This window comes from Vreelandella arctica (assembly GCF_037070215.1).
GTDB lineage: Bacteria > Pseudomonadota > Gammaproteobacteria > Pseudomonadales > Halomonadaceae > Vreelandella > Vreelandella arctica.
In genome coordinates, this window is record NZ_JBANSN010000025.1 from 1 (window position 1) to 20813 (window position 20813).

Below are 20813 nucleotides of genomic sequence, written 5' to 3' on the forward strand. Positions count from 1 at the left end.
CGGGAGCCGGAGCCCCCTTTCTCCCGTAGGACGTATGCGGTATTAGCCTGGGTTTCCCCAGGTTATCCCCCACTATCGGGCAGATTCCTATGCATTACTCACCCGTCCGCCGCTCGTCAGCGGGTAGCAAGCTACCCCTGTTACCGCTCGACTTGCATGTGTTAGGCCTGCCGCCAGCGTTCAATCTGAGCCATGATCAAACTCTTCAGTTTACAATCATTGTGATCCTTACTTGTCACTCGAAAGTGACAAAAGCGGATCAAACTTGGCTCAAGGTTCAAACGAATTCATTCAACTGTTGTTTAAAAACTTACGTTTAAAAACTGTCGTTCTCATGACCGCTTGCCTTGATATTTGGTGATTTGTCACCAACGTCAGCAAGCGCCCACATGAATTACCTGATCAAATTGTTAAAGAGCTGTTTCGCTGTCCTGGTTACTGTGAAAGCAACCTGGCGAGCCGTTGACTTGGCTTGCCACAGCGAGGAAGGCGTATTCTACGCATTTCCTAGTGGTTGTCAAGGGCGTTGTTTTCGATGCAAACCTGACCACATCCAAAACCGCTAACTACCTGACAAACCGAAGGTTTTCACCTTCATTCACCGCTGGTAACGCTTGGCGTCCCCGGCAGCGGATGCGTACTTTACGGATTCGCTGCCGGGTTGGCAAGCAGTTTTGTAGAAAAATTACAGATTAGTAGCCTTTCGCGAATGAAAGCTCTTCGGCACTACCCTAATTGGCGGTTACACTAGCTTTATCTACCCCCTTACTGAGGTCCGCCATGAGCCACCATCTGCTGACTGTCGACTCATTAAATCGTGAAAGTGTTGATCATTTACTGCGTGTTGCTGCGCGCATGGAGCCAATCGCCCAGCGGCGCCAAGTGACGCGCGTGTTGGAAGGGGCGGTGCTCGGCAATCTATTTTTTGAAGCCAGTACACGAACACGGGTCAGCTTTAATGCAGCCTTTTGCCGTTTGGGTGGCAGTGTGTGCGACACCACTGGCTTTACCTTCTCCTCTATGGCGAAGGGTGAGTCACTCTACGACACCAGCCGGGTAATGAGTGGCTACTGTGACGCCATTGTGATGCGCCACCCCGACCAGGGTTCAGTGGCTGAATTTGCTGCAGCTACTAACGTACCAGTGATTAATGGCGGCGACGGCCCTGGCGAGCACCCCAGTCAAGCGCTGCTTGACCTTTATACGATTGATAAAGAGTTTCAGCGCTTGGGTAAGTCGCTGACCGGTGCACATATCTTACTCACCGGCGATTTGAAATACGGTCGCACCGTCCATTCACTGATCAAGCTTTTATCACTCTATGATCCGCTGCGCATTACGCTGGTATCACCGCCAGGTCTTGAAATGCCCTCAAAACTGATTGATCTAGTGGCATCGCGCGGCCATCGCATTGAGCAGCGCGACTCATTAGCCAATGACTTTGCAGATTTGGATGTGGTGTACACAACGCGTATTCAGAAAGAGCGCTTTACCGACGAGATGAATGAGAGTTTCCAGGGGCTTTCCGATGACTTTATGGTCAACCGCGATTTTCTGAACCAGCGCTGCAGCCAAAGCACGATAGTGATGCACCCGCTACCTAGGGACAGTCGCCCCGGTGCGAATGATTTAAACGTGGATCTGAACGGCGACCCGCGTCTGGCAATTTTCCGCCAAACCGATAACGGCATTCCAATGCGGATGGCGATTTTTGCATCGCTACTAAAGGTCGACGAACTAATTGAGCAGGAGTTACGACCGGTTCGTTGGTACGTGCCGACTCAAACAGGCACGCTAGATCGCTAAAAGAAGGGATTCATAGGCGTTACAGCGAAAGACGCCCGCCGGGTAAACCTTCCTGGTGGGCAAACCAGCCTTCAAGGATAAGAATAGCTGCAATGCCATCGACACTATCTTGCCGATAGTTGCCTTTATGCCCCGCCTCACGGGCGATCATTTTCGCCTCCCGCGTGGTACCACGCTCATCGACCATTTCACACGGTTTGCCGTAGCGACCATGCAGACGATTGCCGAACTTGCGGGCGCGAGTGCTCATTTCTGATTCGCTACCATCCATATTCAGCGGCAGCCCCACCACTAACAGATCGGGCTGCCATTCTTTAAGCAGCCGTGACACGACGTTCCAATCTGGAATCCCATCTCGCGCCGTCAGCGGTGTGAGTTCCCGCGCGCTGTGCAGCAGCTCGTTGCCCACCGCCACACCGATACGCCGAGTGCCGTAGTCAAAGGCCAGGATTAAGCGCTGCCCCGCTTCAGCCATTAAGCGTGCCCCGCATCTCGGGTCATTAGGTTAAGGTCGATACCGAGCAAACCTGCCGCCGCCGTTAACCGCTCGACGGGGGGCGTGTTGAATAGCACGCTGCTCTGAGCTTCTACAGTTAACCAACTATTCTCTTTAAGCTCTTCTTCTAGCAGCCCCACTTCCCAGCCCGCGCAACCCAAGCAGACTAGAAAGTGCTCGGGGCCATCGCCGGCAGCAAAGGCCTGGAGAATATCCAAGGATGTGGTAAGGGCTATGCCATCTTCCACCTGGATACTAGAGTCCCATTGCTGGCTATCGCCGACATGCAGAATGAAGCCACGATCTTTGTGCATCGGCCCACCGTAATAGACCGGTGCATTGCGGTGCGGGCTTGCCTCACCACCCAGTTCCAGTTGATCAAACAGGGCTTCAAGGGTGATCTCTAACGGTCGGTTAGTAATCACCCCCATGCAGCCGTTGTCATCGTGATCGCAAAGATAGATCAGACTACCGGCAAAATTAGGGTCTTCTAAATGTGGCATGGCCATTAAAAAGTGATGTTTCAAACTTTGCATGCGTCTCCCACTGCCTGTTGGCACTCCAACAGGCATAACGTAATAAGTGTCATTATAAGAGTGAAGCCGCGCTTAGGCTAAGCGACGCTCAATGGCATCCAGCAGCAAACCGGCGATATTTGTTCCCCGCTGGTCATCTATTTCACGTACGCAGGTGGGGCTGGTGACGTTAATTTCAGTAATATAGTCACCGATCACATCGAGACCAACGAACATTAAGCCCTTGTCACGAATCATTGGCTGCACCTGTTGAATAAGCCAATGGTCACGTTCGGTGAGTTCACGGCTGACGCCCCGCCCACCAGCAGCCAAATTGCCACGGGTTTCGCCCGCTGACGGAATACGCGCCAGGCCAAAGGGTACGGGTTCACCATCGACCAATAGAATGCGCGTATCGCCATCCTTAATTTCGGGAAGATAACGCTGCGCCATAATTTGGCGTTGGCCGCGAAAAGTAAGCTGCTCAATCACTGCGCCGATATTGCGACCATCTGGGCCAATATGAAAAATACCGGTACCGCCCATGCCATCCAGTGGTTTGAAGATCACGTCGCCGTGCTCGGCGTGGAAGGCGCGCAGTACATCATCGCGGCTGGCCACAAGTGTCGGCGCGCAGCACTGAGGGAACTGCTGGGCAAACAATTTCTCATTACACTGCAACAACGCCGCCGTGGGGTTGACCACCAGCACCCCTTCACGCTCGGCAAAACCCAGCAGATGCACGGCGTTAGTAAAGTCAGCATCGACGGGCGGATCTTTACGCATCAGGACCACATCCAACTCAACCAGTGGGCGGGCCGACGCTTCGCCTAGGTCATACCAGTGATTGGGATCACGGTGCACCGTTAACGGCCGCATGCGCGCGTAGGCTTGCCCCGCATTCAAGAAAAGATCTTCCTGCTCCATATAGTGCAGGGTATAGCCTCGCTCCTGGGCGGCCCATAGCATGGCCATGGTGGTGTCTTTCTTGTAAGCGATGTCGCTGATGGGATCCATCACAACGCCGAGATGCAGATTTGATTGGCTCATCGGGGGCACTATCCAAACATGAACAATAGAGCCGCAGTATGACGCACTGCCCGCCCGGCTCCAACTGCCCCCGCTAACTACTCGCTAAGTGCGCCAGGCACCAAGCGAATAGCATCAGGCTCTAACGTGATCAACTGCTGCTTATAAAGTCGGCCAATCGCTTGTTTATAAGCACTTTTACTAACCCCTAAGCGCGCTTTAACTTCATGGGCAGGGCTTTTATCTCCCAGCGCCAAATAGCCACCGCTTTCGCGCAATGCTTTTAGAACCTTGTCACCGACTACGTCTAATCGTGCAGCGCCTGGCGGTAACAGCGAGATATTGAGGCGGCCATCTTCACGACGCTGCTTCACATAGCCTTTAACTGATTGGCCACGGCGCAAAGGTTGAGTCACGTCATCCTGGTAAATAAGCCCCCAGTAACGATGGTTGACCACCACCTTCATACCCAAATCGGTACGATCAGCCACTACCACGGCGACCTCATCACCTTTTTCCAACGCCCAGGCATCATCCGTTAGAAAACGATCAAGTTTCATCGACGCCACAGGTCGCCCTTGGTCGTCGCCATACAGCATCACCAGAACGCGCTTACCGGCATCAGGTCGAAAATGCTGCTCACTAAAGGGCAACAGCACATCTTTTGGCTGCCCCCACTGCAAAAAAGCACCGATGTTATTGACCGCTGTCACCGTCAGGTACGCCACTTCACCCAACTGGGCGGATGCATCACTGGCGGATCGTGGGGATGAGTGTGACTCACGCACCATGGCTGTCGTCCTTCAAGAAAGATAGAACACCATTATGTGTGTCTGGCACACGCAGGGCAAAGCGAGTTGTCATTTCACTGGCTAAAAGCCCTTAAGACTTATGCAAAAGCAAACGGCGCACAACCTGCTACTATCAAAACACTAGACAAAATTAGGCATTGGGGAGCGAACATGGAAGGGTTCACGCTTTTTGATACGGTCGTTTTGATTGGTTACATCAGTTTAATCGCCTGGATTGGTTCACGATTCGGTAAGGATCAGCATAACCCTGAGGACTATTTTCTAGGCGGTCGCAAAATTCCCGGTTGGGCCATCGGCCTGTCGGTCATGGCAACCCAAGCCAGTGCCATCACCTTTATCGGAGCACCTGGCTGGGGCTTCGAGGGCGGCCTTGAACGCTTGGTGACGTTTATCAATGTACCTTTGGCCATGATCGTGTTGATTTTGATCAGAGCCAGATACAGCGTGTCTTATCCAGCCCTTCGGTGCTCGATGCCCAGCGCTCGTTGCTGATTGGCGGTTATCTACTGATTCCACAGATGCTGCTATTTCTATTTATTGGCGTCATTTTGGCGACCTATTACCAGCAGCATGGGCTAACGCCCCCTGATGACCTCAATGAGCTGTTGCCCCGCTATGTCGTCAACGCGTTCCCTTCAGGCATGGCCGGGCTGGTGATTGCCGGGGTGTTTGCTGCGGCCATGTCGAGCCTCGACTCGGCGCTCAACTCGCTGTCGGCGGTGACCGTACGGGATTTTTATAGCCGCTATCTCAAACCCAATGCCAGCGATGCCCATTACTTAAAAGCCTCACGGCTAGCCACTATTTTCTGGGGGCTCTATGCCACGCTGTTTGCTTTTTTTGCAGGTAACCTAGGGCCCGTGATCGAGGCGGTCAACCAGATTGGCTCCTGGTTCTATGGGGCACTGCTCGGTACCTTTTTGCTGGCTATTTTCAGTCACCGTTCCAATGCTCGCGGCGCAATGGCTGGGCTCATTACCGGCATGTTTGCCGTATGGGCAGTCTCTGCGCTACTCGATATCTCCTGGCTGTACAACAACACGGTCGGCGTAGCGGTGTCGATGACCGTTGGCTATCTCGTTAGCCTGACAGCGCCAGCCCCCAGCCAAGAACAGTTAAGCGATGTGATGATGGCAGAAGCCGCGCCAGACATGCAGGCCGTGCTGGCATCCAGAGCTGATAACGCCCAGGTGATTGGCAAAGAGGCCCGCCTGACGCGCCGACGCTGTATCGGCTTATTTATTTGGTTTTGCATCATGCTGGGCATGTTAGCGCTGCTACAGGGTTGGGCGAATGAGTGGTGGGCGAATGGTTGAGTGCTTAACGCTAGCCCGGCGTATTGATACGACAGCGGCTCAAAAGCGGCTACAGCGTCTTGGGGCCAATGCTTGCGAACCGGCCTGGATTCGACTGTGGGCCACTGGCTTAGGCGTGGCTGATGGCAAGCCAGGGGCGTGGTTACTCTCTGCTCAAGACATGCGCCGCGCACTGCTACTGGTGGGTGCTGAACTACCCACTCAAAAAGAAAAACCCAGTGCAGACGTTAAAATTGATAGCGGTTCACCGCCAACGCCAAAAGCGCTGGACCGACTGTGGCTATGGGAACGCATAGCCACCCCGCGCCACTGGCGAATCCAGATGCTGGATAGCACGCCTGTACCGATATGGCTGCCCTGCTGGCTGGGATACGCACGTGGCCGACACCTTCGTTTAACGGTACTCAGTGGATTATCGGGCGAAACACTACCGATGCTTAAGCCCATCGTGCTTAAGGGGCTTCAACAGGTATATCAAAGCGGGCAGGCATCAGCGACAACAAGTGCAGGGGCAAGCGAACGAAGTGAAAAGGCAGTTTGAGGGCGCCTTAAAGTTAGTAAGCGCTTACAAATCACCAAAGTAATGCTGTAGCAGGGAAAGCGCCACTATAGGTGCTGTTTCTGTTCGCAACACCCGTGGACCGAGTGTTAGCGGCGTAAAGGTAGCGGTTTGGGCAGCCGCAATATCGCTTTCGCTCAAACCGCCTTCCGGACCAATCAGCAGTGCCACCGACGCCGGCCGGTCTTGACGATCAAACGCATTGCCGGTCGCTAGATGCAGCATCAAGCGCAGCGGTTCCCGGCGCTCTGCAAGCCATGCTTGGAGTGCCATGGGTGGATGCACTGGCGGAACTACCGCTCGACCGCTCTGCTCGCAGGCGCTGGCAGCCACCGCTTGCCAGTGCGCCAGCTTTTTATCTTCACGGTCGCCTTTCAATCGCACATCGCCACGCTCGGTGTAGAGCGGCGTAATGGCCGCCACGCCCAGCTCGACAGCTTTTTGAATGGCATAATCCATTCGGTCGCCTTTAGAGATGGCTTGGCCTAAATGGACGGACAGTGGCGATTCACCACTGCCCGGCCACACCGCTTCGACTCGCGCTAGCGTCTGCTTGCGGCTAACGTCCACCAAGCGCACCCCGGCCTCAAGACCCTGGCCGTCAAATAGCACCAGCGGCGCGCCTTCACCCATGCGCAATACACGGGTGACATGACGAGCAGGCCCTTCCGGCAGTGCCAGCTCACTCCCTGCCACAAAAGCAGCAGGCACATAGAGGCGTGGCATTTTGCCGTGCTGGGCATACCAATCAGCGGCGTGGGTTGCTGACAAGGCGTTTGACATCGCTTAGTGGGTGTTCTCTTCGGCTTGCTTGGCTTCGCGCTGCTTGCGCTGGGCGTACATCGCTTCAAAGTTAACCGGCGCCAGCATCAGCGGCGGGAAGCCACCGCGGTTGACCAGGTTATCCACGCATTCACGCGCATAGGGGAACAGCAGGTTAGGGCAGAATGCACCCAGGGTTTGTTCCAGCTGTGCGCCTTCGATACCGGCAATCCGGAACAGGCCGGCCTGTTCAACTTCGGCCAGGAAAGACGTTGTGCCTGTTTCGTTATCGTTCACCTGAGCGGTCACTTTGACAACGACTTCGTACTGGTCGTCAGCAATCTTGGTGCTGGTGGTATTCAGATCCAGGTTCACCTTGGGTTTGAACGCCTGCTTAAATACCGACGGGGAATTCGGCGCTTCAAACGAAATATCTTTTACATAAATGCGCTGCAGTGAAAACTTCAGCTGCGGCTTTTCATCCGTTGCGGCACCGGCCTGTGGGGTATTGTTATCTTCCGCCATGATAAAACTCCTAATTGTTCATTAAATAAAAATAACGTCGCTTACTTCTTAACCACCGGAAGGCCATCGCCTTGCCACTGCGCCATACCGCCTCTTAACTTATAAGCGCGCTCAAAGCCTGCTTTAGCGAGTTTGGCCTGTGCGGCGCCAGAACTCTGACCGTGCTTGCATACCACGATGATCGGCTGGGCTTTTACTTTTTCCAGTTCGCTCATGCGGCTATCGAGGTTGCTTTGCGGAATATTGCGCGCCCCCGCGATATGCCCGGCTTTGAAGTCCTTACTTTCACGGATATCCAGCACCACCGCATCTTCGCGGTTGATAAGCTGAGTGGCCTGCGAGGCGTTCAGTGCATTTGTAGAGGCGCTGCGCGTTTCATAAATAATCCACGCTAACAGCACCAGCAAAAATGCCCCGACTAGCAGGGGGTGGTTCTGTACGAATTCGAACACCTGATCGATCATCGCGAACACAATCTCTTGGTCAATGCAGAAAAAAGCGGCCTAACCGCTGCCAAAACGCGACAAGTATACACGTCAGATAGCTTCCCGCGCAGGCCTAGGAGCCTGTCCGGATTAGCCGATCGTCGCGAGAAGCACGGATTTTGAGCCAAATTTATCGATCAATTGAGGCGAATAGCGCGCTATTTAACGAAATTGATCGACTAAAGTTGGCCAAAATACCGGGATTCGCAGTAGATCAGTGTTAAGCCGGGCAGGCTCCTAACTCATGACGCCTGGCAGTTGCCTGCGTTATGATGCCCCAAGCGTGCGTCCGTCGCGACCCCGAATTTTCGAGTCGTTCGGCTTGCCAATCTTAACGAGGTTTTTATGGATACTTCGCGTACCCCGCGCCCAGTGGCGCTGATTATTCTCGATGGCTACGGCCACAACCCCGACAGCGACCATAATGCCGTCGCTGCTGCCCATAAACCGGTGATGGATAAATTGTGGGAAACCTGCCCGCACACCTTCGTTCATACCGATGGTCTTAACGTGGGGCTCCCCGAAGGCCAAATGGGTAACTCGGAAGTTGGGCATATGAATATTGGTGCCGGGCGTATCGTGTATCAGGACTTCACCCGCATCAGCAAAGCGATTGAAGACGGCGACCTGGATGTCAATGAAAATCTTACCCAGCCGATTGACGAAGCCGTCGCCAACGGCAAGCCGGTACACTTGATTGGCCTGCTCTCCCCCGGCGGCGTCCACAGCCATGAAGAGCACTTTATTGCCATGGCCGAATTGGCCGCACGCCGCGGTGCTCAGCGTATTTTCATTCACGCCTTTCTCGATGGCCGCGATATGCCACCGCAAAGCGCGCTATCCTCAATAGAGCGTGCCAATGCTCGGCTAGCAGAGCTGGTAGGCGCTGATAACGGCTTTGTAGCGTCAATTATTGGCCGCTTTTATGCCATGGATCGAGACAACCGCTGGGAACGAGTAGAGCAAGCGTACCGCCTGCTGACCGATGGCCATGCGGAACACTACGCCACCAGCGCTGAAGCCGCGCTACGCGACGCCTACCAGCGCGGTGAAACCGACGAATTCGTGACGGCGAGTAGCATACCGCAGAAAGACGGCACCAAAGAGCATGCAGTAACCCTACAGGATGGCGATGCCGCCATTTTCCTTAATTTCCGCTCCGACCGCGCCCGTGAGCTGACCCGCGTCTTCGTCGAACCGGATTTCAAGGGCTTCGAGCGGCGTGTATGTCCTAAGCTTGCGGGCAAGGGGCTGGTGACGATGACCCAGTATGCCGCTGATATCCCCGCCCCCGCCGCCTTCCCGCCATCGGATCTTAACGACACCTTGGGGGAAGTCGTCGCCAAGCGCGGCTTGAAACAGCTGCGTATTGCCGAAACCGAAAAGTACCCTCACGTGACGTTTTTCTTTTCAGGCGGTAATGAAGCTGAGTACGAGGGCGAAGAACGCATCCTGGTGCCCTCACCCCGTGATGTGCGCACTTACGATGAAAAGCCTGAAATGAGTGCCTTTGAGATCACCGACAAACTGGTAGAGGCCATCGATGACGGCCGCTTCGACCTGATCGTTTGCAACTACGCCAACGGTGACATGGTCGGCCACACCGGTGACTTTGACGCCGCGGTAAAAGCCATTGAAACTGTCGACACCTGCGTGGGCCGCGTGGTCGAAGCCATCGAGCGCGCTGGCGGCGCCTGCTTAATTACCGCCGATCACGGCAATGCAGAACAGATGGTGCATCCTGAAACAGGCGCTCCGCAAACTGCTCACACTACCTTTGTGGTACCGCTCATTTACGTTGGCAAGCGCCCAGCCTCGCTTGAAGAGGGCAAACTATGCGACCTGGCCCCTACACTGCTGACCATGATGGATCAACAACAGCCCGAGGCAATGACCGGAAAACCACTGATTCATTACAAGTAGTGCCCATGCGGTGGTATTTAGCAGTGACGCTCCTGCTGGCGTTAGTTTACACGCCAGCGGGTTTCGCTCAGCAGGATGAAAGCGCGGCGCGCCAGCAGTTGGATGCGATTGGCCAGGAGATCGAGTCCGTCGCCCAACGCCTCAGCGCCACTGGTCAAGCCCGCGATGATGCCGAGCGCGAGCTTCAGGAAGTCGAAACGGAGCTTGCCGAAACGCATCAGCGCTTAGACACACTGCAAGCGGAGCGCCGCCAGCTAAACGACGAAACGACCCAGCTACGCCAGCACCGCGATCGGCTAGAGAGCGAGCGCGCCGATCAGTATGCGGCCCTGGGCCAACAGCTTTCAGCGCTTTATCGGCTTGGCCCAACGCCACAGCTCAAGCTGCTGCTTAACCAGGGCGACCCTGCTGAGCTTGACCGTATGCAGGCCTACATGAACCGGCTAACGGAAGCACGTAATCGTCGCTTAGAGGCTATCGCCAAGCTAGACACCGCCCTGGCTGAGACCCAGCAAGAGCTGAGCGAGCGCCAGGCCCGCCTCGATACGTTGGCCGACGAGTTAGAAGAACAAAGCGCGCTGCTTGCCGAGCGCACTACCGAACGGCGTGGCGTTGTTTCTAACCTGGATGACCGTTACGGAAGTGAAGAAGAGCGGCTGGCCGACCTCAACCAAAGCCGTGAAGAAGCCGAGCAAGTGCTGCGCAATATCCAAGCCGAAATGGCAAAACTTGCCGAACCATCGCCCACTACGCATATTGTCAGTACCCAAGGTGATTTACCTTGGCCAGTACAGGGCTCCATCAGTAGCAATTTCCACCATCGCGATGGTGTGCACTACAACGGTATTGTCATTCAAGCCAGCGCAGGCACGCCGGTGACCGCCGTTCATACCGGCCGCGTCGTGTTTGCCGACTGGATGCGGGGGTTTGGCAACCTGCTCATTATCGATCATGGCGACCAAATCATGACGCTGCACGCACATCTGCAGCAGTTCAGCGTTAGACCTGGGCAGCAGGTCAGCCGCGGCGATGAAATCGGCCGTGTGGGGGTCAGCGGTGGTCAGAACCGCGCCGCGCTTTACTTTGAAGTGCGCCGCGGCGGTGAACCCATTAATCCGCAGCGTTGGATTGCGCGCCGCTGACGGGATAAGCTGCACTATTATAAATATCTCAGTTTATAAATGACTCAGTTGTTAATGTTATTCCAGCTACTATTTCAAGGTGACGCACTACGACGCCACCTATCGCCTTGCGGAGTCTGCATGACGCTATCTGTTACCGGGGTATCCACCCCCGCCAAGCGCCTTTTGGCTACCCTGCTGCCGATTGTTTTACTGTCGGCCCCGCTACCGTTACTTGCTCAACCAGCCAGTAGCAGCGTGGTGGATGAGCCTGTCTCTAACGAACTCCCCCTTGAAGATATCCAGACCTTCGCCGAGGTGTTTGAACGCATCAAACGTGCTTATGTTGAAGAGGTTGATGATCGCACGCTGCTGCGCAACGCCATGCGCGGCATGCTGAGCGAGCTTGACCCCCACTCCGCCTACCTGGATGAGGAAGAGTACCAAAGCCTGCGAGAGTCGACCCAGGGCGAATTTGGCGGTATTGGTATCGAAGTGGGCACCGAGAACGGCCAATTGATGGTCATCACGCCTATCGATGACACCCCGGCCTCACGCGCCGGTTTACAGTCCCGCGACATTATCGTGGCCATCGACGGTACGCCTACCGAGAGCATGTCGCTGCAGGAAGCGGTAACCCTGATGCGCGGCGAGCCCAATACCGAGATTCGCATTAGCGTGCTGCGTTCAGGGGAAGACACGCCGCGTGAGTTCATCCTCACCCGCGAAATTATTCGCAGCGAGAGCGTTAAGCACGAGCTGCTTGAACCGGGTTACGGTTACCTACGCATCAGCCAATTCCAATCGCGCACGCCTGACCAGGCCCGCGAAGCGCTGGAGCGCATGGCACAGGGTCAGCCACTGGAAGGGTTAATACTTGATTTACGTAATAACCCCGGCGGCGTGCTGCAGGCCGCCGTTGGCATTACCGACCTGTTCCTGGACGAAGGGCTGATCGTCTATACCGAGGGTCGTCTCTCGGATACCGAAATGTCGTTCTCTGCCTCCCCCGCCACGCCGGCTAATGATGTTCCCCTGGTGGTGCTGATCAACGGCGGCAGTGCATCAGCGGCAGAAATTGTCGCCGGTGCACTGCAGGATCAACGACGCGGTGTGATTATGGGCACCGATAGCTTTGGCAAGGGGTCGGTGCAGCAGATCATGCCGTTAGGCAATGGCGAAGGCTTGAAGCTGACGACGGCGCTCTACTACACCCCCAACGGGCGCTCTATTCAGGCCCAGGGTATTGAACCCGATGTAGAGGTGGTACGCGGCCGCCTGGAAGTAGCCGAGAGCCGTCGTGAAATTCGCGAAGCCGACCTTGAAGGCCACCTAAGCGCCCAGCAGGCGCCCCGTGATCGACAGGAGATGGCCGAGCGGCTCCTTGATGATTACCAGCTCAGTGAAGCGCTTAACCTACTGAAGGCTCTCAACGTCGTCGATCGTCGCCGGGGTTAATTAACGGCAAGTAAGCGGCAGGCGGCCGCGCTCTCCGGTCGCCTGCCGCATCAATACCCGCTTCAGTGGCACCAACTGATTCATGCCGCTCATGCCCAGGTTGCGCATCATCGTCAATGCCGGATCGTGACTGCCAAACAGTACTTTAAAGCCCTTCATCAACCCCAGCATGGCGCTGTTATCAAAGCGCCGACGCCGCTCATAGCGCCTTAGCGTACTCAGTTCTCCCCAAGGAGCGCCACGCTGCCAGGCGTGTACCACCTCTTCGGCCAGCACCGCCGCATCCATCAGCCCCAGATTGACCCCCTGGCCCGCCAACGGATGAATACTGTGGGCCGCATCCCCCACCAGCGCGAAATGCGGCTGCACATAGTGGCGGGCATGGCGCTGCACTAACGGAAAACGGTGGGCCTTGTCGCAGGCAGTAACGCCTCCTAGGCGATGACCAAACGCTTCCCCAAGCGCCTCCCCCAGTGCGTCACGAGACAGCGCGCTCAACTCATCGGCGTGCTCTGGGGTGGTTGACCAGACAATAGAGCAGTAATGCTCATTGCCTTCCACGGTTAAAGGCAGGAATGCCAGCGGCCGGCCATCAATAAACGCTTGCCGTGCCGTGCCACCATGAGGCTTGGCGCACTGTACCGTGGTCACGACAGCATGCTGTTGCATATCGTCGCTGGCGACCTCAATATCCGCCATCTCACGCAGCACCGAGTGAGCACCGTCGGCGGCCACGATAAGCGACGCGTGTAGCTGGCGCCCATCGTCAAGTATGAGCCAATCCCCACTAGTAGCACGATTGCCATTGACAGCATGGCTATTGGCACGCTGCAGCGCTTGCGGGCTAGCACCAAAAAACGTCGTGACGTTGGGATGGTCTAGCACTTGACGATTGAGTGCGGCCAGCGTGACCGTGTTCTCAACGATATGGCCAAGCACCGCCACGCCCGCCTCATCAGCGGAAAAAGCGATTTCGCCACTGCCTTCGGCATCCCACACCTGCATGCCGCGGTAGGGCGTTACCCGGGTTGCCTGCATGGCGGGCCAAGCGCCCACATGCGCCAGCAAGCGCTGGGAAACCGGCGTTAATGCGCTAACGCGCGGAGCAGGTAGCGGGCCAGTGGCCTTATCAAGACCTATTGGCGCAGGCCTTGCCTCGACCAACGCGACTTTCATCCCCGCTTGTGCCAACAGCGCACAGAGCGCGGTACCGACCATGCCGCCGCCGACAATGATGGCCTCAAAGCGCTCAACCGGCGGCTTTGCAGTAGCTGAGTCAGTCTGCATAGAAATCCTTTTAACTAGCGCCAGCGAGCGCAGCTATTGATTGTAGATAGCCTAGCGTTCCAGGCCCATGGCACGTCTGGCCAGTCCTCGTCTTAACGGCCCCACCAGGTTCAGGCCAATCAAGCCAGCCGCACGAGCATGGGGCAACAGCGGAAAGGAGAGCCCGAACAGCCGCACCAGGCCGTCGCTAAAGCGAATCACATTGGCGCGATCCCGTGAGCGCTGCTTCTCGAAGGCCTGCAGTGTGACCATATCCCCCAGCGGTCGCTTCGCCAGTTCCCCCTGCTCCAAGGCATCGACCAGATCCATCACCCCGCGCAGTGCTAGGTTAAACCCTTGCCCCGCGACCGGATGCAGAGCGTGGGCAGCGTTGCCCAATACCGCCAGCCCCGGCCGTACCGGTTCCTCGGCGGTTACCAGTGAGAGCGGATAAGCATGTCGGGCACCCAGCTGCGTAAACCGGCCCACTCGATCACCAAACGCCTGCTGTAGCTGAAGCAGAAATTCACGCTCCGGCAGTGCCATACGCGCTTTTTCGCTACCGCTAGGATGCGTCCATATCAACTCCATGGCTTGACCCGGCAGTGGCAGCAGGGCCATTGGCCCTTGGGCGGTAAAGCGTTCGTAAGCGACCCCCTCATGAGGCTGGCTAACGCCCACATGCGCGATCAAAGCTGTCTGCTGGTAAGGCTCTCGGCGGCTGCCAATACCCAATTGCTCTTTAAGCCCAGACCGCCCCCCATCTGCCAATACCGTCAAGCCAGCAGTAAGCTGGCTACCATCCGAGAGCTTGAGATGATGCCCGCCCGCTACGGGGGTTAGCTGCTCCACCTTCGCGGGGCAGTGCCACTCCAGCGGTAGCTCGGCTAGATGCCGATGCAGTACACGCCCCATCCAGGCGTTGGGAATCACGTGGCCCAGTGCCGCGACGCCCAGCTCGTCAGCACTCAGCCGTGTCGCCCCCAGGCGTCCACGCTCACTGATATGAATACGCTTGATCGGTGTCGCCTCATGACGCATCGCTTCCCACACACCCAACTGCTCGAAGCGCTGAGCAGAGCCTTCGGCGATCGCGCTGGCCCGTGCATCAAAGCTGGGTTGCCAGGCGCTTTCCAGCGACTGCGCCGTTAACGGTGCCGATTCAATCACGGCTACCCGCCAGCCGTAGCGCTCAATCAGCGGCGCAAGAGCACAGCCTAGGCTCGCCCCCACTAACCCACCGCCCACAATCACAATGTCATGGGTCAGCGCTTGAGCAGTGTCATGATCAGTCATCTGTTTAGCCCGTTGCATCGGCTTCTCCCTCGCCATACCGCCGCACTCTAGAGGCAACTAATAATTCGTAACGTAATTTACATAACGTACAATTAATGCTCTAAATACTGGTTATTATTTAGCCATTAAGGCCTCAATATCAGCCACCTGCTTGGGCACGTCCGCCGTCAGCACAGCATGCCCATCCTTCGTCACAACCACATTGTCTTCAATACGAATGCCAATACCGTGATAGGCATCAGGAATATCGTCATCGCTGGGAATATAGAGGCCGGGCTCTACGGTGAGTACCATGCCTGGAGCAAGGGGGCGCGGCGTTTGCTCGTCCAGGCGATAGGTACCAACATCGTGTACGTCCAGCCCCAACCAGTGTGACGTCGAGTGCAGATAAAAGCGTCGATAGCTCTCATCATCAATGCGCGCCTGAACGTCACCTTCCAGCAGGCCAAGTTCAATCAGCCCAGCGGTTAAGTCATGCACCACGCCCTGATGAATATTCGCCAGTGTGGCACCCGGCTGGACAGCGCTAACGGCGCGCACCTGGGCGTCGAGTACAACCTGATACAGCGCCCGCTGAGCATCGCTGAACCGCCCAGTGACCGGAAACGTACGGGTGATATCGCCGGCGTACAGCTCAAATTCGGCGCCCGCATCAATCAATACCAGACCGTCATCACACAGCGGCGCGCTGTTTTCAATATAGTGCAGGACACAGGCGTTGGCACCGCTGCCGACAATCGTGCTGTAGGCCGGGCCACTGGCGCCTTGCCAGACAAACTCATGCTCTAGTTCGGCCTGGAGCTGGAATTCGCTGAGCCCAGGGCGACATACTTGCATGGCACGCCGATGAGCCCGTGCGGATATCATCGCCGCATGCTTGAGCAGGGCAATCTCGGCCTCACTCTTGATCAGCCGCATGGCGTGGATCAATGGACTAATGTCCAACCAGCCCTTCAACGCTGGCCGCCCGCGCCTAAGCCCTGCCTGAGCACTGTGTAGGGCCTCTTCAGCCACGGCGACTGCCTCACCATTATCAAGGGGTAGATAGAGCAATTCGCGCCCCGTCAGCAGCTCGACCAGCTGCTCATCGCGATCCGCGTTTTCGAATGCCTGGTCAATCCCATGCTCGGCCACCACGCCAGCGGCTCCCAGCCGACGCCCTGTCCACGCTTCCATGGTGGGGTCTCGGTCCTGGCAGAACACCACGCTTTCGCCTTCTGCTCGCCCCGGCAGCAGCACCAGCAGCGCGTCCGGTTCGCGAATGCCGGTCAGGTAGTAAAAATCACTGTTCTGACGGAAGGCGAATTCACTGTCCCGTGAGCGGGTCATCAGCCCAGCGCCGGGAAGCACTACCGCGGCGTTATCCGGTAGCTGCGCCATCAAGGCATCACGGCGCTGGCGATACTCCGCTACGCTAATGGCGGGGGGGCGAGGTAACATCTCGGGCAGCACGGTCTCTGACAGCATAAAGGCTCCAGGCTAAGTGATTAATGAACGGGGGCGTCGGTTTGCTCTACTTGCGGCATGCCGGGGTGCTGCTCGGTATACAGCAGCATGGCGGCCATACGAGCATGCTCAGTCAGCGCAAACAGGTCATTTTCGTTCTCGGGGCTGTCATCAATATCGGTATCGATGCGGCCTAACCCTTCCAGGTCACTCAGTGCCTCGCGCAGCGCCTGTGACCAACGCTCACGCAATTCACTGTCAGCTACCTCGTCGACCACCTCGATAAAGCCTAGCGTCCACTCTTTCAGGCCCTGCGCCTGCTCGGCCAGTGAGAACAGTTCATCCGGCAGCAGCGGCGTATAGTCCAGGTCGCTGGCGCTGAGCGCCTCTACGGTTTGCCGCCGCCAGCCTAATAGCCGCTCGGCACTTGGCTGATCGCGTGGCTGTTCAACGCCTAAGCTCTGGCAGACTTCGTCCAACCAGTCCTCAGCACTCACATCGCGCAGCGCCAGCAGCGCGCACAAACGGCCATCCAAGAAAGCCGGAGATTGCATGCTGCCATGCAGTAGAAAAACATCCGCGACGTCAGAAAAGTCCTGACGCTCATCAATCAATGACATAGTATTTGATAACCTCGTATTCATTTGTGGCACTGGGAGTATGGGTGATAGGGCTTGCGCGTTGACCGCGCACAAGCGCCTCTCTTATAGTGAGTGGCACCTATCTTCCTGTGCTGTGATGTTAACGCATTGGGCCCCCTGCTGGCCCGTGCTGGAGTCTTTGATGAGTAATGCCAAGCGGCCAACCAAAGAAATAACCCTGTTAGGGCGCGGCTATATCATTGCCTGCGACACGGGCGAAGAAGCCAAACTTGACCGCGCCGCGCGCTATCTTGATCGCGCTATGCAGGGTATCAATGCCCAAAGCAGCGTACTGGGTAGTGAGCGAATTGCTATCATGGCGGCCCTCAATATCACCCATGAGCTGCTTGAAGCCATGGACGAACACCGCGCCGGTGAGGCGAACCTGAATCGGTTAAATGATCGCCTTGAACGGGCGTTGGCCAAAACACGCCAGCCCTAGTCATTGTTTACCTCAGGCGTTGTTTACCCATACGTTGTTTCCCCTGGACATTGTTTAAAAGCGCTACAAACGGCCTAAAAACTCAGCGAACGTTTCACCCAGCCCTTTGGCATTAGCCATCGCTCTGTTAGGATGGCGGGGTTCTCTGGGGTGTGCGCCAGTCGTTATAGTCCCTCGAGCCTATGCGTAATACCCAGGGGGCCAAATGCTAGCCAGACCCGTGTGCATGTCCGTGCGTCGGAAAGCCTGACGGTTTGGCTGCGGCCACCCACCTGAACCAGTAGGTTCAGGGCCAGAACGACAGCGGCACTCTGGAGAACACCCCTGCAAGAGAGAACCTATGCATGGAAAGCCTCCATCACGACGAGGATAAGCGCGCACTTCGCCGCTTTTTACGTCGCCAACGCCAAGCCCTTTCTCAGCATGAGCAGCGCCTTGCGGCCCAGCGCTTGTGTCAGCACCTGAAAACCCTGCCTGAAATCCGCCGCGCACGGCGTATAAGCCTGTACCTGCCCGTCAACGGTGAAATTGACCCAATGCCGCTGCTTCCCTGGCTGCGCAAACGTAACGTCGAGGTTTATTTACCTGTTTTACGTCCTTTCAGCACGAATACCCTCTGGTTCGTCGCCTACCGGCCCGATACCCCAATGGTAAAAAACCGCTTTGGTATTTGGGAGCCCGATTTACGCTTTAGCGCTCAGCAGCGCAACCGGCTACCGGCCTGGGCGCTAGATACGCTGATTGTGCCGCTGGTTGGCTTTGATGGTAATGCTAACCGCATGGGCATGGGGGGCGGATTTTACGACCGTAGCTTGGCGTTCATGCATCGCCCTGGGCCGTCGCCTACCCTGATCGGCGTCGCCCATGCCTGTCAACAGGTGGCTTCTCTGCCTGTGGAGCCATGGGATGTGCCTTTACAGGTAGTCGTCAGCGACCAAGGCTGCGTACGCCGCCAATAAACCGCTACAAAAAAGGCCGACCCAATAAAGGATCAGCCTCTCTCATATGCTATTTGTCACCTTGCGGGGATTAGCTTCCCGACAACGCCTGCGCATAGCCGGTAGCAAGTACACCTAATGCAAAAACCACCATCAACGCCATTACCATATCAGGCTTCTTCCGCCGCATGCCGCTTCTCCAACACCTTTGCCGTTGCCGAATGTGCTAAATCCACCACACTTTACTGTTTTAAAAGGGTGGCAGATTTGCTTAATTTCGCTCACGACTATAGGGCTATTAGGCCACCGTTGACAACTGGTTTAACGACATTTTTTAGCCCCATTTCTGAGGATTAAGTTACGTTAAGCCACTAGCAGCTCTGACGTTTAAGGTAAGCAACCACTTACACACAACTATTTGCTCATACCTTTTACTCACCGCAAGGCAACTTTAAGCCATAAACAGTCGGTAGGCCGGATTATCGCTTTCGCGCCAGTAACGGTAACCGATGGCGTCTAAATACTCCGCCACATGGGTGCGATCACCGTTGGGCACTTGCATACCCACCAATACGCGACCATAGGCTGCGCCATGGTTGCGATAGTGAAACAACGAGATGTTCCAGTCGTGGGGTAACTGCGTCAAAAAGTTCATCAGCGCACCGGGGCGCTCGGGGAACTCAAAACGGTACACTTCTTCTTCAAAACGCTCGCTGGGACGGCCGCCGCTTAGGTGGCGAATATGCAACTTCGCTAACTCATTGTCGGTCAGGTCTTCCACTTGGTAGCCACCGTCACGCAGCTTGTCGATTACTGCCTGACGATCTTCACCGCCGGGCTTCACCTGCACGCCTACATAGATATGCGCTTCGCTGCTGTCAGCGTAGCGATAGCTAAACTCGGTCACCATGCGCTTGCCCAGCGTGCGGCAAAACTTTTTAAAGCTGCCGGGGTTCTCGGCAATGGTCACCGCCAGGATCGCTTCACGCTGCTCGCCTAGCTCTGTGCGCTCGGCAATGTGCTGTAGGCGGTCAAAATTGGTATTGGCGCCTGAGTTAATGCACAGCAGCGTTTCGCCCTCAGCACCGGTCTGCTGGATATATTTTTTCAGCCCCGCCAGCGAAAGCGCGCCAGAAGTTTCTGCCACTGCACGGGTATCTTCAAAAATATCTTTCACCGCCGCACACATTTCATCGGTATTAACGGTGATAACGCCGTCGATCAGATCTTTGATCAACGAAAACGGCACCTCGCCGATTTGCGCCACCGCAACGCCTTCGGCAAATACGCCCACTTGGTCGAGCACCACACGCTCACCCGCCTCCAATGCGGCTTTTAGGCAGGCACTGTCTTCGGCTTCCACACCGATCACTTTGATATCCGGGCGTAGGTACTTCACATAAGCCGCGACACCGGCGATCAACCCACCACCACCAACCGGCACGAAGATGGCATCTAAACGCCCAGCGTGTTGGCGCAGAATTTCCACGCCGATGGTGCCTTGACCGGCCACAACATCGATATCGTCAAACGGCGGAATATAGGTGTAGCCATGCTCTTTGATCAGCTCTTGTGCATGCTCGACGGCAGCGGCGAAAGCATCCCCTTTGAGGACGACCTTGGCGCCCCGGGCACGCACCGCCTGCACCTTGATATCGGGGGTTATGCGCGGCATCACAATGACGGCTTTGACCCCCATCAGCTTGGCGGCCATGGCCAGCCCTTGGGCGTGGTTACCGGCGGAGGCGGCAATGACACCTTTATCTTTTTGAGCCTGGGTGAGCTGCGCCATTTTGTTATAAGCGCCACGGATCTTGAACGAAAATACCGGCTGTAGATCTTCGCGCTTAATCAAAATCTGGTTGTTGAAACGACGCGACAAAAAGGGTGCAGGGGAAATCGGTGTCTCACAAGCGGCTTCATAAACGCGGGCTTGGAGGATCTTTTTGACGGTTGCTTCGAGCATGCGGGTATCCC

21 protein-coding genes, 1 rRNA gene and 1 other RNA gene are annotated in these 20813 nt (G+C 56.3%); 10 read left to right on the top strand and 13 right to left on the bottom strand.

All coding sequences use genetic code 11. The features are described 5' to 3' along the window. Nucleotides 1-212, bottom strand: a 16S ribosomal RNA gene (locus tag V8L70_RS17340); the annotation flags it as partial. 568 nt (nt 213-780) lie between these two features. Between V8L70_RS17340 and V8L70_RS17345 the strand changes: the two genes are divergently transcribed. After that, nucleotides 781-1806, top strand: a complete 1026-nt coding sequence (locus tag V8L70_RS17345; RefSeq protein WP_336270229.1) for an aspartate carbamoyltransferase — start codon at nt 781-783, stop codon at nt 1804-1806. Between the two features lie 19 nt (nt 1807-1825). Here V8L70_RS17345 and ruvX read toward each other — a convergent pair whose 3' ends face one another. The 4 genes from ruvX to V8L70_RS17365 form a co-directional block, all read right to left on the bottom strand. Next, nucleotides 1826-2281: a Holliday junction resolvase RuvX gene (ruvX, locus tag V8L70_RS17350; protein ID WP_008959146.1), complete on the bottom strand. Its 456-nt coding sequence runs from the start codon at nt 2279-2281 to the stop codon at nt 1826-1828. After that, the gene (locus V8L70_RS17355) at nt 2281-2838 is read right to left on the bottom strand and encodes a YqgE/AlgH family protein (RefSeq protein WP_101145041.1); all 558 of its coding nucleotides are present in this window, start codon (nt 2836-2838) and stop codon (nt 2281-2283) included. Before V8L70_RS17355 ends, ruvX begins: the two co-directional genes overlap by 1 nt. Before the next feature lie 72 nt (nt 2839-2910). Next, nucleotides 2911-3867, bottom strand: a complete 957-nt coding sequence (gene gshB, locus V8L70_RS17360; RefSeq protein WP_101145042.1) for a glutathione synthase — start codon at nt 3865-3867, stop codon at nt 2911-2913. Nucleotides 3868-3944: 77 nt separating this feature from the next. Further along, complete coding sequence (locus V8L70_RS17365; RefSeq protein ID WP_101145043.1) at nt 3945-4637, bottom strand: CvfB family protein; 693 nt, start codon at nt 4635-4637, stop codon at nt 3945-3947. Nucleotides 4638-4808: 171 nt separating this feature from the next. Here V8L70_RS17365 and V8L70_RS17370 point away from each other — a divergent pair, with 171 nt between their 5' ends. The 3 genes from V8L70_RS17370 to V8L70_RS17380 are packed head-to-tail and all read left to right on the top strand — an operon-like array spanning nt 4809 to nt 6515. Beyond that, on the top strand, nt 4809-5150 hold the full coding sequence (locus V8L70_RS17370) for a sodium:solute symporter family transporter (RefSeq protein WP_232774475.1): 342 nt from the start codon (nt 4809-4811) through the stop codon (nt 5148-5150). Further along, a complete protein-coding gene (locus V8L70_RS17375) occupies nt 5123-5974 on the top strand; it encodes a sodium:solute symporter family transporter (RefSeq protein WP_232774477.1) in 852 nt (283 codons plus the stop codon). Before V8L70_RS17370 ends, V8L70_RS17375 begins: the two co-directional genes overlap by 28 nt. Next, complete coding sequence (locus tag V8L70_RS17380) at nt 5952-6515, top strand: hypothetical protein (RefSeq protein WP_336270231.1); 564 nt, start codon at nt 5952-5954, stop codon at nt 6513-6515. Before V8L70_RS17375 ends, V8L70_RS17380 begins: the two co-directional genes overlap by 23 nt. 24 nt (nt 6516-6539) lie before the next feature. On the opposite strand, the gene V8L70_RS17385 is transcribed toward V8L70_RS17380, so the two are convergent. From V8L70_RS17385 to V8L70_RS17395, 3 genes are read right to left on the bottom strand one after another with little or no spacing between them, the layout of a single operon-like run. After that, a complete protein-coding gene (locus V8L70_RS17385; protein WP_101145045.1) occupies nt 6540-7316 on the bottom strand; it encodes a 16S rRNA (uracil(1498)-N(3))-methyltransferase in 777 nt (258 codons plus the stop codon). 3 nt (nt 7317-7319) lie between these two features. Continuing rightward, nucleotides 7320-7820: a protein-export chaperone SecB gene (gene secB, locus V8L70_RS17390; protein ID WP_008959139.1), complete on the bottom strand. Its 501-nt coding sequence runs from the start codon at nt 7818-7820 to the stop codon at nt 7320-7322. A gap of 41 nt (nt 7821-7861) precedes the next feature. Next, a complete protein-coding gene (locus V8L70_RS17395; protein WP_101145046.1) occupies nt 7862-8284 on the bottom strand; it encodes a rhodanese-like domain-containing protein in 423 nt (140 codons plus the stop codon). A 366-nt stretch (nt 8285-8650) separates the two neighbouring features. Between V8L70_RS17395 and gpmI the strand changes: the two genes are divergently transcribed. The 3 genes from gpmI (at nt 8651) to V8L70_RS17410 (ending at nt 12807) form a co-directional block, all read left to right on the top strand. Next, entirely contained in the window at nt 8651-10228 is a 1578-nt protein-coding gene (gpmI, locus tag V8L70_RS17400) for a 2,3-bisphosphoglycerate-independent phosphoglycerate mutase (RefSeq protein WP_101145047.1), read from the top strand. Between the two features lie 5 nt (nt 10229-10233). After that, on the top strand, nt 10234-11370 hold the full coding sequence (locus V8L70_RS17405; RefSeq protein WP_101145048.1) for a murein hydrolase activator EnvC family protein: 1137 nt from the start codon (nt 10234-10236) through the stop codon (nt 11368-11370). Nucleotides 11371-11490: 120 nt separating this feature from the next. After that, nucleotides 11491-12807, top strand: a complete 1317-nt coding sequence (locus V8L70_RS17410; RefSeq protein ID WP_101145049.1) for a S41 family peptidase — start codon at nt 11491-11493, stop codon at nt 12805-12807. On the opposite strand, the gene V8L70_RS17415 is transcribed toward V8L70_RS17410, so the two are convergent. The 4 genes from V8L70_RS17415 to V8L70_RS17430 all read right to left on the bottom strand — a co-directional run bounded on the left by V8L70_RS17415 (nt 12808) and on the right by V8L70_RS17430 (nt 17435). Beyond that, entirely contained in the window at nt 12808-14094 is a 1287-nt protein-coding gene (locus tag V8L70_RS17415) for a UbiH/UbiF/VisC/COQ6 family ubiquinone biosynthesis hydroxylase (RefSeq protein ID WP_101145050.1), read from the bottom strand. A gap of 51 nt (nt 14095-14145) precedes the next feature. Then, nucleotides 14146-15387 (bottom strand): 2-octaprenyl-6-methoxyphenyl hydroxylase, encoded by a 1242-nt coding sequence (gene ubiH, locus V8L70_RS17420; protein ID WP_101145051.1) that lies wholly within the window; start codon nt 15385-15387, stop codon nt 14146-14148. 96 nt (nt 15388-15483) lie between these two features. Further along, nucleotides 15484-16821, bottom strand: coding sequence for a Xaa-Pro aminopeptidase (gene pepP, locus V8L70_RS17425; protein WP_101145124.1), 1338 nt, complete (start codon nt 16819-16821; stop codon nt 15484-15486). A 35-nt stretch (nt 16822-16856) separates the two neighbouring features. After that, the gene (locus tag V8L70_RS17430; protein ID WP_101145052.1) at nt 16857-17435 is read right to left on the bottom strand and encodes a UPF0149 family protein; all 579 of its coding nucleotides are present in this window, start codon (nt 17433-17435) and stop codon (nt 16857-16859) included. A 163-nt stretch (nt 17436-17598) separates the two neighbouring features. Here V8L70_RS17430 and V8L70_RS17435 point away from each other — a divergent pair, with 163 nt between their 5' ends. The 3 genes from V8L70_RS17435 to V8L70_RS17445 all read left to right on the top strand — a co-directional run bounded on the left by V8L70_RS17435 (nt 17599) and on the right by V8L70_RS17445 (nt 18857). After that, nucleotides 17599-17898 carry a cell division protein ZapA gene (locus V8L70_RS17435; protein ID WP_101145053.1) on the top strand — a complete coding sequence of 100 codons (300 nt, stop codon included), beginning with the start codon at nt 17599-17601 and terminating at the stop codon, nt 17896-17898. Nucleotides 17899-18037: 139 nt separating this feature from the next. Then, a non-coding RNA gene (gene ssrS / locus V8L70_RS17440) (6S RNA) lies at nt 18038-18220 on the top strand. 22 nt (nt 18221-18242) lie between these two features. Further along, a complete protein-coding gene (locus tag V8L70_RS17445; RefSeq protein WP_336270234.1) occupies nt 18243-18857 on the top strand; it encodes a 5-formyltetrahydrofolate cyclo-ligase in 615 nt (204 codons plus the stop codon). A gap of 430 nt (nt 18858-19287) precedes the next feature. On the opposite strand, the gene ilvA is transcribed toward V8L70_RS17445, so the two are convergent. Beyond that, nucleotides 19288-20802: a threonine ammonia-lyase, biosynthetic gene (gene ilvA / locus V8L70_RS17450; RefSeq protein ID WP_133733107.1), complete on the bottom strand. Its 1515-nt coding sequence runs from the start codon at nt 20800-20802 to the stop codon at nt 19288-19290. Nucleotides 20803-20813: the final 11 nt, after the last annotated feature.